A 17,340-nucleotide genomic window follows, 5' to 3' on the forward strand; every position below is an offset into this window, starting at 1 on the left:
ACAGTCCTGAGCACGTATGTATTGATCCAAGAGAAAAAAATAATATGGAAAGCTCCAGAAAAAGTGATGAAAAACTTGTTTTTTATTAGAGTATAAAGTTGGGATATGGTCAAGCCCCAGTTATGCATTGGCATCGTCCATTTTTTTGCGATATCTTCTATGATCAGATACATCAATTTCTTTAGCGCTTGTTCAGAGCTGAAAGCTCCTTTAAACTTAATGATTTTTCGTATCTTACGGTGCATTCCGTCGGATTGGTCGTATATAAATTATCTATTTAAAGAGTAATGGTAAAAAGATTATAATAGAGACGAATATAATTTAGCTTTAAAACTATTTAAAAAAATCTATCACATTTGAAAAGAAACTTTTTTTATCTCTATCGCCTTTTACCTGGCGAATAATTTTGTCTATTAATTTTTCATAATAAATATCACGTTCAACTTCTTCAGTTTCATGTTCCAAAGCTATTAAGGACTCTTCAAAATCTCTATAGGTGGATTGGGAACCAAATTTCTCCGTAACAAATTTTATTTGGAAATATGTTATCAAATATAATACACAAACACCATAAAGGAAAAGTTCCACGGGGTCTGATATGACTAGTAAAGGTTGAACCTTTGCAGTCGAATTATTAGGGCTCATAATCATAGAAAAAAAAGCTCCTAAAATCAGAGATAGCACAACTGCCACAAAAGATGTTATCCAAATATCAACCCTCTGCTTCCTCTGATCGATTTTATCACGACATATCCTTCTGTATTGTCCAATAAATGTCGACGATATTGAACCTTTTAGCATGAGGATATAGGATTTGAGAATCGCGACTTTCAATTCTTCCGATAATTTCCCATGATATAAAGACTGTAAATTTTGCTTATATCTTTTATCTAAATATTTTCCGTAAACAAACGCTAAAGAAAATGAGACCGATATTCCAAGTAATGCTATTAAGGAGGAACAAATCAAAACTTCTTTATTGTAATAATATCTCGTCATGCCCCATGTGATAATGATCATCAACAAAAAGAGAGATAAAATAAAATTATTCCAATAGAATTGCCTAATGTACTTTCCCTTACCAGCGATACCTAGGTAAGTACATTTATTAAAATATTCAGTTTTTATATCATCGAATTCTTTTTCTTTTGTCATTATCAAATTTAGGTTAGTTTGTTTATAAGATTAATAATGTCCGAGAATACACCTGCAACACACAAAGTTAATTAATTATGCTTTTTTTAAGATAAGTTCATCTGCTTTTTCATATAAATCCCATACCATCTATTGCAAGTGAAACTTTTTAATCAGTTTAAACTGAATCAATACATGCTTATGCCGCACCAACTATATTGAATGCTCAATGTCTTGAAATTTACAAATGTACCTGGATAAGTGTGAAAGATCTCCTTCGATGAATGGCCAAATAACAATCATTTCTGAAAAACCAACTCCATTAGAACTCAAGCACATTAAATTATCCAATTCTAGGTAAATCACACTGTATATTTAACTATATTTAAATGAGGATTGGCCATATCCTAACACTTTTATTAACTTAAAAATTTTCAAACCATGAAAAAACCTATTTTTTTAACTCTGGCCCTTTTCGGGGTAATTTTTGCGTTCCCTTTTATTTCGTATTCACAACAGGATTTCGATGTAAAGATTCGTGAAGTTCGCCAGTTGGTGGATACCAGTTATAATAACCGGATTATAGCAAATAATGGATCTAAGAAAAAATCTGACAAGTACAGTTATTTTGTCGCAGGATATTTATTGGACTCTCTAATTAGTGATAACCAAAAAGCTTTAAGTGGTTCTCAAATAGAAGCTGGTAAATCCTTTGCAACGTCATTATCGATTGACGATGAAGGGGCAACTGCAAATATTAGTTTTGGAAAATTTGGAAAACTAAATCCTCAGCTTACAATAAGCGGTAAAGGAAAAGAAAAATTCATCAATATATTTAAAGACGGAAAATATAGCCAATCCATAACAGGAGGTTTTAATCTAAATTATTTCTTGAACAGCTCCGGTTTTTTTGACAAGAGGAACAAATCTATGCTCCTTCCGGAAATAGTACCGTATATCAATAAAGCATTTAAAAATTCAAAATCTGATACTATCCAGCAATCTGCTTACGAGGAACAAGTTAAAAAAGTTCAGGAAAAGTTCTCTTTGCTAAAAACCAACTTTGATAGTTATAAGAAGAGCTGGCAACAGGAAGTATTTGATGACAAAGTCTTTCAAGGGGCTAAGGATTTTGAGAAAAATGCTAACGATCTAATAAAGCTGGGGATTTTAAAAGATGATTTTCTGAAAAGGGTTAAAAATGAATTTAAAACTGAAAATTACTTTACAAAGTTAGAAGCGAAGATTGACTCAAATATTCTAAATTGGACTAGCGAAAAAAAAGAGGCTGCAAACAATTATAGAAAGAGACTACTTTTAAAAGATATTGATTCTATACAGATGAAAGCGAAGTGGAATGAAATCTCCTATCATTGGTTTACAGTCTCAGGAAATTATAACATAAGTCCTTATTCAATATTAGACACCAGTGCTGGTGCAGCAGAAAGAAACTACAAGAAAACAGAAAACGATAAATATTTTAGTGGGAAGATCGCTTATAACTACCTTAGAGTGAATAACGAAAATTTAAATAGACGCTATTACTCAATCACTGCAAATGCTTCCAACGCGCGCCAATATGATCCGGATGGAATGATTACGTTGGAATCCTCCTCTCCTTATCCGATCGGATCTGTAAACCTTTCTAAAGAAAACTTTTCTACAGAAGTATATGAAAATATTGCACCACATAAATTTTCAGCCAACATGCAACTAACAATAATTCATTTTTGGTCAAAAACTAACATTGGTATTGAATTAACGCCAAAAGTAGGATTCAATGATATTAACAATGATAATGTAGGTATGAGAATTGGGGTCTTTATACCCGTTGAAGTTAAGGACGGGGTACCTCTAACTATACAACCAATATGTAAACTTCAAAAACTTTTTGAAAGTAGCAAATATAAATTCTGGAAGGATAATGTGGTATTTGGCTTTAATCTTTCTGTTAGCTTACCTACGATACCAAACAAAAAAGACAAATAAATCGCTATAAATATGCCTCCTTGCAATAAGCTGAATTTTCGATTACAAGATCAAAATACACTTAACCTTACAGGCGATAACTAAATCCTGCAAATGGAGAAATTAAAAAAGCTTCCCTCTAACCGGCAGAGGGAAGCAATTTGGCTATTTGTTAATCCGATTAGCTGTAACCAACGAGTGTATTTTCTTTCTATAAAGATAGGTATGTTAGCTGAAATAGTTATTGGTCATTTCGGAGAAAACGTTGATCAAACCAGAACTAAATCCAGAAGCTAGGTCTGTCCCACGCAAATTATGATCGATCTATATAACCCGTTATTTTTAATTGACTCAGAATTTCATTGACTTTCGCCTTGGTCGCATTAGTCAACGTTAAATTGCTCGCTGTATCACTTGCATCCGGGATCGAAATATCGTCAACTGCATCAGTAACATAGTCGAGGATAAATTTATTAGCAGCTAGATTCCGGACTTTACTATAATAACTTTCGTCAATCGAATTCCATGCAATAATGTTTTCTGAGGCACCGGGGTAATCTTCAATTCCATATTTAATCCGCTTGGTAGAGTCATCATTCTGTATGGTATTAAAAAGTAGCTGATTGCCTTTAGTACCATTATTTAGATAAATTGATCTACCTGTATTATCGGCGTAAGACGTGCCTGTATTGAAACACCAATTGAATGAAATAGTATTTTGGCTGCCTCCATTCTGTTCAATTCCAGTAGATCCAATATTAAACAATGCATTATGATCAATACTTCCTCTTGAGCTGTGATTCCATATTCCTCGATTAGTAATATTGTGAATATAATTACCTTCAACACTATTATTCACTCCTCCAGCAACAAAAATTCCATAGGTGAACCCAGACACTGTATTATTACTAATGTGGTTATTATTCACAATGTCTTCAAGCTGAATTCCAAAAATTCCAGTGCCGTCTGATTTAATCATATTATTTAATAGCACGCAGCCAGATGATTTGAATATCCGAATACCTACACATGGGTCTGTATTGGTAGTGGTCTTCTGCATGTTAATAGTGCAGTTCTCAATTTTGACAGCAGACACACCATTGATCAAATTTATACCGTAGGAGTCTTTTGCATCAATTGAACAGCGATCAAAAAGTATATTTTTAGTCATTGATGTAAGTTCGGTTGAACTTTGGGATACATGAACAATCTTGTCAAATTTACAATTGGTAACGATCACACCGTCAATAATTGCCTGCACCTGATGCGTAACAATGGACAAACCCAATTCTACATTACCAATAAATTCACAGTTAGAGACTGTAATATTCTTACAGTTCTGATAATTATTAGGCTCAATATCTAAACCAGACATCGGATCTTTGCCAGATGTATTTTTAAAAATACAGGATTCGACCCTAATATTTTCACAACAGATCAATGCACTTCCATTTCTCCGATTGCTGTCGCAGGTGACGTTTCGGATATCTCCATTATAACAGCCTTTATTGTAATTAGTGGTAGATGTATCTCCATATAAATACATACCATCGCCTGCACATTGCGCTATACTCCCATCTTTGATTACAAAATTCGCAGCATTCTTTAGGCCAATCCCCATACCATGCTCATGTATGTCGCCTTGATGCGCAGGATTGTCACCAATAATCCGACCAACAATAATATTAAAATTACTGATGTTTTCGCCCCCAATTATAGCATATTGTGACAAAGCATTAGGGATTAAGGTGATAGTTCCATAGTTCTCAAATGAGACATTAGATTTCAGTTCGATACAGCCAACGCTTCTGGATACAGCCTTTGCGACAACAGTTATATCTGCATAATTTACAACACGGGTGACCTTAGAGGCATTAGCGTAGTTAATTGCTTTATTAATAGCAATCGAATTGTCTTGAACGGAGGAATGTACCCCAAAGTAACTTACATCAATCGTATCAATAAACTTGTGTATAAGTTTTGTACCATTAACATCAACAACGCTGCCTCCATCATCCGGTCCTGGATCTTGATTAACTGGCACTAAATAGTAGATAATTGGAGCCGGGGTATCCCCTATTTGGTGATAACCTAATAACTGGACTCCTGCATAGATTGGATTGCTTCCTTTTAATCCATCGACTTCGTCCGCAGAAATATTTTTCATATCCTGCATTGTGTTCTTAATTAAAAATTGATTTGCCATATTTTTTATTTTTATGTGTATAGCAAAAATATGGTGGTAGCGGTGACTAGCTGAGGATCAATAGGTATATGTAAGCGGTATACGGGAGATACCGAAAAGTCTGCGTTACGTCAGTCTTTTCAGCATTATTAAAAAAATGAAATGCGGTACTTTTTTAGAATACCGCATTTCATTTTTTCTTTTGCTTAAAGCTATATTGCTAAGACACCCGCAGTTCGTAGCTTCGTCTTCAGGTCTCGTAATTCAATCAAGATCCCGTGGACTTCCGACTGCGCATAGTCCGCTCCAGGAGATAATGCATTGTCAGGAGAAATAGCAGATTGATTGACCAAACCTTTCGCCAAATCTGTGGCATTTCCCAATATGTCTTCATTTTTATACCGGAATAAATGATTAACGGTATTGGCCTGCATAATAACAGATCCTGAATAAAGCCCTGGAGCGACAATATTCTTATTGGCTGCCAACTGAAATATATTCATATTAATAAATAATCTAAAACCGGAGGCAAACGTTGTGCCTAACACATTAATAGCATCCTCAACAGACGATCGTGTAAACAGATTATTCGCTATAAAATGAAAACCGTGATTATTTCTGTTCACTCTTAAATAGTTATTAACATAACAATCGATAAAAGAGTTGGATTGTATTACAAAGGTAGGTGTGCTATTTCCCCCAAATGTTTCAATAATAGGATAATTAACTTTACCAATATTCTTAAATATATTATGCAAAATGTTGGTGCGAACTCCTGCTCCCGTATTTCGTACGGTAATAATACTATTATCCGACTGTGCAAGTACTGGCTCCAGGCCATTAAAGGTATTTCTGACGATGTTAGACAACTGGCATCCGGCAGGTATATTGATTAACGACTCATTTACAACATTAGGTCTTGATCTTAAATCGAACGTATTATTTATATAATCCAACTTTTCCATTGAAATTGTTTTAGAACCAAGATACCCAGCATAGCCTCTAAAATAACAGTTCTCAAAAGACAAAGACTTCAACTGGGTAACCGTACTTCCTGTCGCTATTGTACAATTGCCGACATCGTATATGCCAACATGATCAAACCTGATGTCAAGATCCGAGCAAGCAAATGGAATATTAAGAAAGTTTTGATTAGTACCATTCAACCCTCTCAATTCACTGTTATTGACCCAAAATCTTTTCATTAAAGATAGATCTGTAAATGTATTGCTCAGATTGATTACATGTAAATTTGTTTGATTAGTACTGTAGGTGGCGTCGCATTGAATATATGAGTTACTCATCTTAAAAGACGCGGCACAAACTGAAATATCTCCTGAATAGCTACCAATTTTAGTCGGATAGGACCGAAGTCTGTCAACGGTTACGTTTCCAGCTCTAGCTATCCCTAAATTACTGACCAGATTGTCTCGCATATCGTTATTTTCCAGATAAATATTATCAATCCGGGCCGTCTCTAATTTGAAAGGATTAAACATTGCCACTGCCTGATAGTTGTCGCTAAAGACCGAATTTGTAATTTTCACATCGCTAACTTTTCCAACTTTAATTATACTGTCCTTATTCGGATTCGGTTCCAGATCTATCCCAGCCATAGGGAGCGTTCCGTAGGTTTGAGAGAATAAGCAATGATCAATTTCAATCGTGGTACAGTTTACAAGAGATATCCCTTGTCTTCTATTGTCGATAAACTGAACGTTATGATAATTAACCATTTTACTTGGATTATTATTGTTCTCATCTTCATTACCCCCTACCGCTGATCCATCGCCCCAAAATTCACGCAAAGTCAAGCCGCTAATACTCACGTTGCTCGATGAATAAATATAGATTCCATGCCCCCACTCCCCTAATTTTTTTTCGATAAGCTCAAGTTTCATAAAATAACTCTCATCGGGCAAATTCGCAGGATTTCCAAGCACAAATATATCTCCAATTGCAGAGGTGTCAGCAACACTAGGGTCCTTGTCCATACGACCTAATTGGGTCACCTTATAGCCATAAGAATTTATAGTGACATAATCGCCCAATTGATAAACACCGGTAAACCGATTAAAATGTTTGTAATAAATATTAAGACCTATCGCAGGTCGCCTGTGTTTATACCCGATAAGTGTCCCGGTGCCTTTAAAAGACACATTTGTAGCATTTCTAACAAGAAACATACTTGCATTACCATTAGTGCTAGAACGATGACGTATCACCCCATTGATAATGATATTGGTATTACTCGCCACTTTAATAGTTCCATCATCCCAATAAGTACCCATATCCATTGTAAAGTCTGTGCCGCTATCAAAAAGAATATCTTTTCCCCCGTTATGGATAAAGATGTTATTGACAAGCTGCGGATCGTTAATATAGTCGGCACCGCTCCGTAAACCAAAATATCGCACGTCTATGACCGTTTCAAAAGTGTGAACCAACTTTCTGGTCCCAACATTAATAATGCTTCCTCCATCCTCTGGTCCTGGATCTTGATTAACTGGCACTAAATGGTAAATAATTGGGGCCGGGGTATCGCCTTTTTGATGATAACCTAATAATTGGACTCCTGCGTAAATTGGATTGTTTCCTTCCAATCCATCGATTTCAGTAGAATCCAGCGCCTTCATCTCCTGCATCGTATTCTTAATTAAAAATTGATTTGCCATATTCTTTTGTTTTTATGTGTAGAGCAAAAGTATGGCTGTAGGCTAGGCTATCTTAGGAAAAAAAGCGGTATGTAAGCGGTATGTGAGAGATACCGAAAAGTCGAGGTTTGAAATACAAAATCCCACAGATATAATATATTCTTTTTAAATTGTGAAAGAAATTTGCTCGATATCAATGAAATCATCTTTCAGCCTCAAATACACATTACTCAATGGCGGTTTGGCCGTGCTTGAAATAGGCAATATGGAAAAAGCTGTAACTCTCAACATTTCCTTTTTTCACGATTCGCTGAAAGAGTTAGCACTATCTGCAATTGTACTAAGGTCCAAGGACGAAACATCGGTTATTTTTAATAAATGAACTATATCTTCAGCGCCGAAGGCCTTAGAGTTTATAATTTTATTTCTCCGATAAAATTATTATCTTAACAGGGCTTTCAACTAATAGCCATAATGTATAGCTTAAAATTATATAACTAAATCAACAAAATACCCAATGTATAAATCTCTTCAAGCCAAGCTAAAAACCTTTCATGAAGTCTGTAATAAGCCTTCAAAATTTAGAATTGCTTTCGAACCATTTTATAAAAAAGACTTCTATACTATTCTAAATGAGGTAAAAAAAGTACTACGCTCACCTTATTTTGTGCTCCTGTTAGCTAATCAGAATTCAGATGTTATCTATGAATCCGACGGGAATTTGCCCGACTACTTTTCATTTCGGATATGTGGGAAGTTAAAAAATGAAGTAGGCTCGGCCTCCTTTTATGAAAGTCGATACTTGTTTTTTAATACAGATTCTGACAACGACAGGATAGAAATCTACTCAGTCAACAACGATCGTATCTCTCTTTCCCCAATGGAAGAAACAAAAGGCAGGTACTTAGTGGCATCTATAAATTCTAAAGAGTATAAAATAGAAAAGATCCGAACTGTCTTAGTGGCCTTTTTAATGGAAGAATTAGAATATCTCACAAAAACTTTTGCGATAGAGCTAAATGCTGAATTGAATTATAGTGGCTCCTATGCTACTGAGGGCAATGAAATATATCAGATCTAACAATTAAATTGTCGGTTGGTTTTCCGAGCCCATTCTGTAAAGAAATGCCTAGAAATTGAAAACTGGAATTGCAGCAATAAAATAATCACATTGCGCGGCACCTTTGTAAAAGGAAGTTTGGCGTAATAATTAAAAATAGCTAACCTATTATGGAAATGAATACCGAAACGATCTTCATATTGATGCCCTTGCTTCCGTGCGTAATCGTATATTTAGTAATGATGTACGGCGGAATACGTGGACTGACAGGTGAAGACTTTGGATTGGAAAAATATCTGAAGAGATCTGGTAATGCGACTAAAAAAAACACCGCCCGAGAGAGGGGCTTATTTTTGTGTTTGGTTGTTAGTTCAATACTTTTCACAATAACGGATATAGTGATATTGAATAATATTGGTTCACTACAAGATAGCCAACTGACAAAGGTTCTGTTAGGGATTTCCTTAATTCCACAATCTATTTTTACGCTAGCATACGGTATACACTACGATAAATACCTTACTCAAATTATTTTACTTGGAATTGATTTAAAGACCCTTAAGCCTTTAACTATAGTTGTAATTTTATGTTTCCATATAACAATTGTTCATCTAGCTTTTTTTCTTGGCGCTACGGGGTTTCCAGATGGGCTAGAATATTAAGGACTTTGCCTGTCATGAAATAAACAATATTGAATAACTTTGTCCATTTCTTTAAAATGTTGTGCTAAAATTGACTTTGACGCTAATATAATCTCTCCGGTACAGCATTTGTGGCATTCGCACCAAATGACTGTCATGAAAAATTTAAATGAAAAGTTTACACACTTCAGGTATAAGGAACATCCTGGAGATCTATTCCGTGGTACAGTGATTGTACCACTACCCGATCCTTATAAAGACCAGGAGAATTTTTGGATTTGGTTTCAACCTTTTTTTCAAACAAGTCAGGAAGTAGCTGATTTAAATGATCTTTACAAGTATCTGGATGATGAATGGTTTGATGACGATGTAATGGAAACTGACGACTATAGGTATTATAGGTAATCTATCAGGATTGCTTCGAAAACTTCTATCATCTTATTTTGGAAAGGAAAATTGAATTGCTAACCAGCCGCCTCAAAAAGATTTACCTAGGCTAACTTACAATTAAGATCGGGCCGCCCGGGGGTACGAAAAGCAAAAAGCACCTTAGTAAACTAAGGTGCTAGCTAGTTGTCTTATATTTTAACCGACATATTAAAGTTATAAAGAATCTTTATAAAAGGAACAGTGCAATAGCATATGTTTTTACATCTTCTGCGCCAATGGGCCATCTTTAGTTACCAAGCTGGACCAACCGGGACTTGCCCTTACAGTAAGTGTCGCGATCAACCTTTCGGATAAAAATATCTTAGCTATTACTTCTTCATCAAAATCCCAGGTTACCTCAACAGGCGACCATGCGTCAAATGGTTTAAGATTTTCTTTAACAAATTCCGCTGGATTTAAAAAGGGATGGTTTTCTTCTATTTGCAATTCTGGCTCAATCGGAGTTGGTGCTACATTGTATAGCCACACATGGGCAATGATATTTTCCCCTTCTTTCCATAAGTACGCGTAACAAACCTTATCATCATCTTCGATAAATACAGCGAACTCGGGTCGATCATTTGATACATATTTCGTTAAACTTCCCATTGGATATTGATTTAAAACAACGAAGTCTGCACAGTATCGCTTCCTAATGGCGGTAATCCTTCCCAGTCGAAAGCTTCGTAACGATGCTTTCCATCCGGGCGGTTTGGATATCCTCTCAACGTATACACCGGATAGTGTTTAAGCTTTTCATTGGGCATTTCAAACAGAAATATCGGCGGCATATCGTCCTCCTGAATATCCTCGATCCATTGACGCTCGAGATCCTCCGGTAAGAACAAAGGCATACGATGTTTATTGGGCCCATCATTATGGATATTGGCCATCACTTCATTGGCTGCTCGTGTAAGCATTCCAAAGGAACCTACGCGTTCAACTACGCCATCCTCATCCACGGTCTCATGCCACTGGTACAAACCTGGCAGATAGAACAGCTCTCTGCCCTCCGCGCCGATAAAGTACGGCACTTTCTTTTTCCAGCCCTTTACCGCACGATGCTCAAAGGTACCACTCACAGGGATAAGGCAACGTTGCTTGCGCAAACGGTACCAATAGGACTTTTTATCTTCCAGGATACGTTCGCTACGCACATTAATCATATTGCGCCTGCGATCGGCCTGCAGTTTGGGATCGTCAATATAGGTAGGCAATACCCCCCACTCCATCTCGGTCAATGCAAGCTGGCTTGAGTCCTTGTCCTTATACAGGATCGGATATTTAGGAAAGGTAATAGCCTGGACGTTTTCCAGGTAATCAGAATTGTAATCCAATTGACGACGCTCGTCCCGCAATTGCGGAAAGGTCTTTTTGATAATCTCAATATCGGTATGTAGGCTAATGTCCCAGCACATAATGGTATCCTTTCTTCTTTGGCTTTGATACGAATATACACAATTTGCGCTGTAAACAAGGATTGCCCCAAGGCAAGAAAATTGGGAATTTCAATTCGGAACTGATCAGGCTACCGAAGGATCTCGATAGCAAATACTTTCTTTTGGGTCTGCCCATCGCTAATGGTCGCCACTACCCGACCGTATTCTAGCGAGAAAAGGATATCGATGGGATTTTTGCGTTGAAACTTGGTTTTTGTACGCAGGTAGTTAACGATATTTTTTTCGTAGAGCTTAAGCATACGCTTATCCCAGTTCTCCTCCTTGATGCGATTCAGAAAAATCCGATAGCCTGATCCAGTTGCTAACAGGCTTTCAATTTTATCGGCGTCTTGCGGCAGCTGCAGTGCTCTTCCCTCCTTTGCCCCCAATTGATGGGCATGCTGATCGGCGCTTTCCATATCATCATAAGGCGTGAGCAGAAAGCCTGTCTTTTCCTTGACATCGGGCCACTCCAAGCGCTGCAGCACAAAGTCGGCGTAGCCCGACTCGACGAGCTCGCGAAACGAACTTTTGGTGACTTGTTCAAAGGGATTGTACAGCATAGGACTAAGATAGGATTTATATCATAAAAAAGGCCGGAATAAACCAGCCCTGATATATATAGTTATGATCCCAATAATGGGATAGTAGATTTCAAAAAAAATAAAAAAACCTTGAGGAGGGGGATCTCAAGGTTTTTACTACCTGTTATTAACCTAATTTATGAAAAGTACCTTTATAACAATGGTTGATTCGTTTTCGTTTGATCTTTTATAAAAAAGTTGAGCACAGAAAAAGCTGGTCTTAAATAGATGCCTATATATTATTTCTCTTTTGTTCGTTGATCAGGCGAAAAGTCAGGTTGATACGTGCACTCATCTTTTGCGTGGATTTTGCGATGCGATGTTCCCATATCTCCTGCAGATTACCTTTCATCAATAGTAATGAGCCATGCTTAAGCAGTAATGAATACCTCTTGCTGTGATCGTCCACCTTTCTGAAATCAAAATAGCGTGCTTGCCCCAGACTCACCGACCCAATCACGGGTCTGTTGCCTAATTCGCTTTCACGATCGCGGTGCCAGGCTACTGAATCATTGTTGTCACGATATAAATTGAGCAATACGGAATTGAAAGTACAATGAAACCGCTTTTCAATCCGCTCCTTCAACGCCTTTAAAGGCTTAAGCCATTCGTTAGCGCCTATCATTTTTCCGGCCAGCTGATACTCTACATCCTCATCACCATACCAGGCTGTCAACCGAGGAGTCAGCACCGTTCGATCATACATTTTTTTGGATGTCTGCTGCCAAGGCACTTCCCTGAACAGGAAATCAAACAGCTGATCAGCTTCTAGCTGGGTAATAAAATTTGGCTCAAATTCCAGGAGATCTTCTGGAAAAATATATCCTTCATTTTCAAACAAACTAAGTTGATCCATGGGGCAATGATTTTAAATTTATAACGATGTACCTTACCGCATCAAAACGTGATCTCTGTGAAGAAAGAACAATCCTCGTTGTAGAGCGTTTGCCCGTTTATCCAAAAGAAAATACTACTCACTTCTCGGATCTGGTTTCAATGGCATCTTCGCACAGCGGATCACCTCAATAGAAGGGCAACCATATTCCAGAACAATTTTGCCTTCAACCAAATAGATTCCGGCCCCACGGAGCGGATATTTGGCTAGGGTCTGTGGGAAATGGACGGTATCAAAAAATCGTCCCTCGGCATCGAGAAAAGTACCAAATTTCATCAGGTCGCCACGCTTAGTCTTCACAAATTTCTCACAGACAAAATCTCCGACAACGCGGACTATCTTTCCTTCATGCAAATGGAGTTCCCGAGCGGGCATATCGCCCCGGTAATCGCTTTTGGTAAGATCAAATAGCGTACCCGTTACGCAAAAGCCGATCAGCTCCATCTCGTCGTAATAATCCTCCAAGATGTCTTCTTCCAAAGGGGGAAGAATAGGCTTGCGACTTTCGGTCTCAAAGAGCGCCATACCTGCTGCGACAGGCTTATGCTTGCTCATCATCAGATGAGCCGCCCACAGCAATTGCTTTTTCCCCGTCCCCGTAAAACGCAAGGCACCCACACGAATCAAAATAACGACCTGCTCAATACCCGTCTGTGTCCGTTTGACAAAGTTTTCTAGACTGGTGTACTTGCCATGGGCTTCGCGTTCCTCAATAATACGATGAGCCAGTTTACCTTCCAAATTGAGCAGGCAGTCAAAACCCAGGTAAATGTCCTTACCCTGAATGGAGGTATTAAAGATCGACTGATTGACACAGGGCAGGCAGATATTGCCCCCTGAAATTCGTGCTTCATTGACATAGACCTTACGATTGTAAAACCCGCCATAATTGTTGAGCACCGCAACCATAAACTCCAAAGGATAGTAGGTCTTGAGGAAAAGACTCTGATAACTCTCAACGGCAAAAGATGCTGAATGTGCCTTGTTAAACGAATAGCCAGCAAAACTCTCCATCTGCCGCCAGATCTCACGGCTAATCTTTTCGTCGTAGCCCTTCGCCTTACAGTTGGAAAAGAACTTATCCTCAATTTCGATCAGATGGTCTTTGCTGCGATATTTGCCCGACATCATCCGTCGGAGCACATCGGCATCGGCCATATCGAGCCCGCCGTAGGCATTGGCGATCTTCATCACATCTTCCTGATAGACCATCACGCCGTAGGTCTCTTCGAGCTGCTCCTTAAATACGGGATGTGGATAGACTACTGTCGTGGGGTCGTGATGACGACGGATATACTCGCCCATCATACCCGAACTGGCCACCCCGGGACGAATAATGGATGAAGCGGCCACCAACGTCAGGTAGTCATCGCACCGCAGCTTGGTGAGCAGCTGCCGCATGGCCGGGCTCTCGATATAGAAACAGCCGATGGTATTGGCCGATTTTAATTGCGCTGCGATATGGGCATCCTGAAAGAAACGCTTGGGGTTGTCGGTATCAATGACCACGCCCAAGTTTTCCCGCACAATGGTACGACAATCTTTGATATGGCCGATGCCACGCTGCGAAAGGATATCGAACTTTTCAAAACCGATATCTTCGGCCACATACATATCAAACTGCATAGTCGGCAATCCTTTTGGCGGATTGTCCATCGCCGAATAACAGGTCAATGGTTCCTCGGAAATCAATACGCCACTGGCGTGTATGGTGCGTTGATTGGGGAAATCGGCCATGCGGTTGTACACGCTTAATATGGTGTTGGTCACTTCGTTCTTGTTGAGCATATGCTCGGGCTCATGCACCAGGCGGTCGATCTCGGCCTTGGGCAATCCGTATACTTTGCCCAGCTCACGCAGGATACTTCTGGAGCGAAAGGTGCTCATGGCGCCCATCAAAGCGGTATGCCCGGTCTGATAACGGTTAAAGATATACTCATACATCTCATCGCGCTCATTCCAGCTAAAATCAACATCAAAATCGGGTGGACTCTTGCGCTTGGGATTGAGAAAACGCTCAAAGGGAAGCTTAAGTGCAATGGGGTCAACATCGGTGATCCCTAAGCAGTAAGCAACAGCAGAATTGGCCCCCGATCCGCGGCCTACATAGTGAAAATTGCGCCCACGAGCGTAGCGGCAGATATCGTCGGTAATGAGGAAATAACTGGAGAAACGCAGGTTTTCGATAATCTCGAGTTCGCGCTGGATGCGTTCGGTCGCGACCCGATCGTTACGGCCATAACGTCTGGTAAAGCCGTCCATGCAGTACTTGTACAAAAGCTGCTTGTCGTTGTAGCGGTTACCGGTAAAGGTTGCTTTATTCTTGACACTGGTAAAATCAAAACTGAAAGAACACTGGCCCAGTATACGGTTGGTGTTGGCCAGCAATTGGGGCAAGTCGGAGAATAAGCGCATGAGTTTGACCCGGGGGATAAATACCTCGTCTTCGGCAGCGATCTGCTCATCGTCGAGCTGTGAGATCAGCAGGTTGTTGTCGATTGCCCGCAGTTGCCGATGTAAGGTATAGTCGGCCTTGCGGAAACTGACGGGTGCGAGGATAACACAGCGATCAAGTACCTTGTGGTCCATCAGTTGGGCGCGGGTACGCTCACGGGGTCTCACGCCGATGTATTCGAAATCCCGTAATGGAAAGGCATTGAGCTTGCTAAAGGGATAGATGACAAAGACCTGCTCAAATTCGGGCGAACGCTCTGCTGTAGCGCGGTTTTCCATATTGAGCTTCGTTCGATACTCATTGATCTCACGGAAGCCATGCTCATTTTTGGCGATGGCAACAAAACAAAGCTGATCGCCGTTGCGGAATTCCATTCCCGCCAGTAAATTCAGTCCGGCAGCACGGCCCAGTTTGATAAAATCCAGCGATCCCGAGCTGTTATTAATATCGGTAAGCACGGCAGTGTCATAACCGCCGGCCAGCATGCCCGAAATAAGATCCTGCAGGCTGAGCGTGCCAAAACGCAGGCTATAATAGCTATGTAGATTTAAGAGCATGCTCCCCTCCTTTCTCCGGCAGCGGTGCACAGATGGCCTTCATCAGAAATTCAGCCCCATAGCGTTTTCGGATCTTGTCCATGGCCTGCATAAGGTTGACCTCCTCGGCACTGTCGTCAAAGAGATCGGTCTGATAGGAACCATAGATCAGACCGGAGAATTTGATCCCGATAAGCCTTATCAGCATCCTGCGGCTATAGAGTTTCTTGAAGAGTGCAAGTACCACATCGGTAAGCTTTCGATCCGAATTGGTATAACCGATTTGCAGCTGTTGGGTATGGGTATCGAAGTTGCTATAACGAATCTTGAGGGTAACGCAGCTCGTCAGCTTCTGCTCTTTGCGCAGATCGAAAGCGAGCATATCGACCATACTGATCAGCGTTCGGCGAAGGACATCCATATCGATGGTATCCTGCTGAAAGGTATTTTCTTTGGACATGGACTTTTGCTCCCGAAAAGGCAACACCAGGGAATCATCGAGCCCATTGGCTTTACGCCAGATGTTGATCCCGTTTTCCCCGAGGACCTTTTGCATGGTGAACACTTCCATCTGCTGTAAGGTTCCGATTTTGGAAATTCCCATATTTCGGAGCAAGGTAAAGGACTTCTCGCCTACCATGGGAATTTTACGGATGGATAGTGGTGCGAGGAAACCTTTTTCGGCACCGTTTTGTACCTGCTTTTCACCACAGGGTTTGGCGGTACCGGTGGCAATCTTGGAGACGGTCTTGTTGACCGACAGGCCAAAGCTAATGGGCAATCCAGTCTCTCGGATAATACGCTGGCGGAGTTCCTGTGTCCATTTCCAACAGCCAAAAAAGCGGTCCATACCGGAGACATCAAGGTAATGTTCGTCTATACTGGCTTTTTCGACGATGGGCGTTTCTTCTTCAATAATTTGTGTAACTATACCCGAATAATAACTGTACCGATCGTGATCGCCCCGTACGACCACCGCCTCTGGACACATGCGCAGCGCCAGCCGCATTGGCATAGCGGAATGCACGCCAAACTTGCGGGCCTCATAGGAACAAGATGCAACTACCCCGCGGTCACTACTTCCTCCTATGAGCACGGGTACTCCGATGAGCTTGCTGTTCTGCAAGCGCTCGACAGATACAAAAAATGTATCGAGATCACAATGTACTATACTCCTCTCCATGTTTTTTCAATTGTATCAAAGGCCCTGTATTGTCGCCTTTGATTTTTGGTAATTGCTGCATTCAAAATTACTAATATTATTAGCAAACAATCAACAGCGAGAAATGATTTAATTTTTATCACATTCATTGTCAGCGATATAATTTATAGTAAAGGATTGGCTTAAACTTCACTTACT

At 39.8% G+C, this 17,340-nt stretch carries 13 protein-coding genes and 1 pseudogene; 4 read left to right on the plus strand and 10 right to left on the minus strand.

Annotated features, from left to right (window positions below; genetic code table 11):
- Nucleotides 1-92 precede the first annotated feature (92 nt).
- Both L1283_RS25260 and L1283_RS25265 read right to left on the minus strand, forming a co-directional pair.
- Nucleotides 93-251 (minus strand): annotated as a pseudogene (locus L1283_RS25260) (IS256 family transposase); the annotation flags it as partial.
- 82 nt (nt 252-333) lie between these two features.
- Nucleotides 334-1,155, minus strand: a complete 822-nt coding sequence (locus tag L1283_RS25265) for a hypothetical protein (RefSeq protein ID WP_291095901.1) — start codon at nt 1,153-1,155, stop codon at nt 334-336.
- A 420-nt stretch (nt 1,156-1,575) separates the two neighbouring features.
- Between L1283_RS25265 and L1283_RS25270 the strand changes: the two genes are divergently transcribed.
- A complete protein-coding gene (locus tag L1283_RS25270; protein ID WP_291095899.1) occupies nt 1,576-3,123 on the plus strand; it encodes a hypothetical protein in 1,548 nt (515 codons plus the stop codon).
- A 292-nt stretch (nt 3,124-3,415) separates the two neighbouring features.
- Here the strand turns inward: L1283_RS25270 and L1283_RS25275 are convergent, their stop codons facing one another.
- On the minus strand, nt 3,416-5,308 hold the full coding sequence (locus tag L1283_RS25275) for a right-handed parallel beta-helix repeat-containing protein (RefSeq protein WP_312353113.1): 1,893 nt from the start codon (nt 5,306-5,308) through the stop codon (nt 3,416-3,418).
- 191 nt (nt 5,309-5,499) lie between these two features.
- Nucleotides 5,500-7,962, minus strand: coding sequence for a hypothetical protein (locus L1283_RS25280; protein ID WP_429626589.1), 2,463 nt, complete (start codon nt 7,960-7,962; stop codon nt 5,500-5,502).
- Nucleotides 7,963-8,458: 496 nt separating this feature from the next.
- On the opposite strand from L1283_RS25280, the gene L1283_RS25285 reads away from it, so the two are divergent.
- From L1283_RS25285 to L1283_RS25295, 3 genes are all read left to right on the plus strand, one after another.
- On the plus strand, nt 8,459-9,022 hold the full coding sequence (locus tag L1283_RS25285) for a hypothetical protein (protein WP_286848051.1): 564 nt from the start codon (nt 8,459-8,461) through the stop codon (nt 9,020-9,022).
- Between the two features lie 149 nt (nt 9,023-9,171).
- Nucleotides 9,172-9,663 carry a hypothetical protein gene (locus tag L1283_RS25290; RefSeq protein ID WP_312353198.1) on the plus strand — a complete coding sequence of 164 codons (492 nt, stop codon included), beginning with the start codon at nt 9,172-9,174 and terminating at the stop codon, nt 9,661-9,663.
- A 135-nt stretch (nt 9,664-9,798) separates the two neighbouring features.
- Complete coding sequence (locus L1283_RS25295; protein WP_286848049.1) at nt 9,799-10,047, plus strand: hypothetical protein; 249 nt, start codon at nt 9,799-9,801, stop codon at nt 10,045-10,047.
- A 243-nt stretch (nt 10,048-10,290) separates the two neighbouring features.
- Here the strand turns inward: L1283_RS25295 and L1283_RS25300 are convergent, their stop codons facing one another.
- The 6 genes from L1283_RS25300 to dinB form a co-directional block, all read right to left on the minus strand.
- The gene (locus L1283_RS25300; protein ID WP_286848048.1) at nt 10,291-10,680 is read right to left on the minus strand and encodes a hypothetical protein; all 390 of its coding nucleotides are present in this window, start codon (nt 10,678-10,680) and stop codon (nt 10,291-10,293) included.
- Between the two features lie 11 nt (nt 10,681-10,691).
- Nucleotides 10,692-11,489: an SOS response-associated peptidase gene (locus L1283_RS25305; protein WP_312353201.1), complete on the minus strand. Its 798-nt coding sequence runs from the start codon at nt 11,487-11,489 to the stop codon at nt 10,692-10,694.
- 110 nt (nt 11,490-11,599) lie between these two features.
- On the minus strand, nt 11,600-12,073 hold the full coding sequence (locus L1283_RS25310; RefSeq protein ID WP_286848046.1) for a hypothetical protein: 474 nt from the start codon (nt 12,071-12,073) through the stop codon (nt 11,600-11,602).
- 253 nt (nt 12,074-12,326) lie between these two features.
- The gene (locus L1283_RS25315; RefSeq protein WP_286848044.1) at nt 12,327-12,950 is read right to left on the minus strand and encodes an alpha-ketoglutarate-dependent dioxygenase AlkB family protein; all 624 of its coding nucleotides are present in this window, start codon (nt 12,948-12,950) and stop codon (nt 12,327-12,329) included.
- 114 nt (nt 12,951-13,064) lie between these two features.
- Nucleotides 13,065-16,001: a DNA polymerase III subunit alpha gene (locus tag L1283_RS25320; protein ID WP_429626590.1), complete on the minus strand. Its 2,937-nt coding sequence runs from the start codon at nt 15,999-16,001 to the stop codon at nt 13,065-13,067.
- Entirely contained in the window at nt 15,982-17,163 is a 1,182-nt protein-coding gene (gene dinB, locus L1283_RS25325) for a DNA polymerase IV (RefSeq protein ID WP_429626591.1), read from the minus strand. The genes L1283_RS25320 and dinB overlap by 20 nt, the downstream gene beginning before the upstream one ends.
- Between the last annotated feature and the right edge of the window lie 177 nt (nt 17,164-17,340).

The sequence above is a fragment of the Sphingobacterium sp. HSC-15S19 genome (assembly GCF_050433745.1).
In the GTDB taxonomy this organism is placed as follows: domain Bacteria; phylum Bacteroidota; class Bacteroidia; order Sphingobacteriales; family Sphingobacteriaceae; genus Sphingobacterium; species Sphingobacterium siyangense.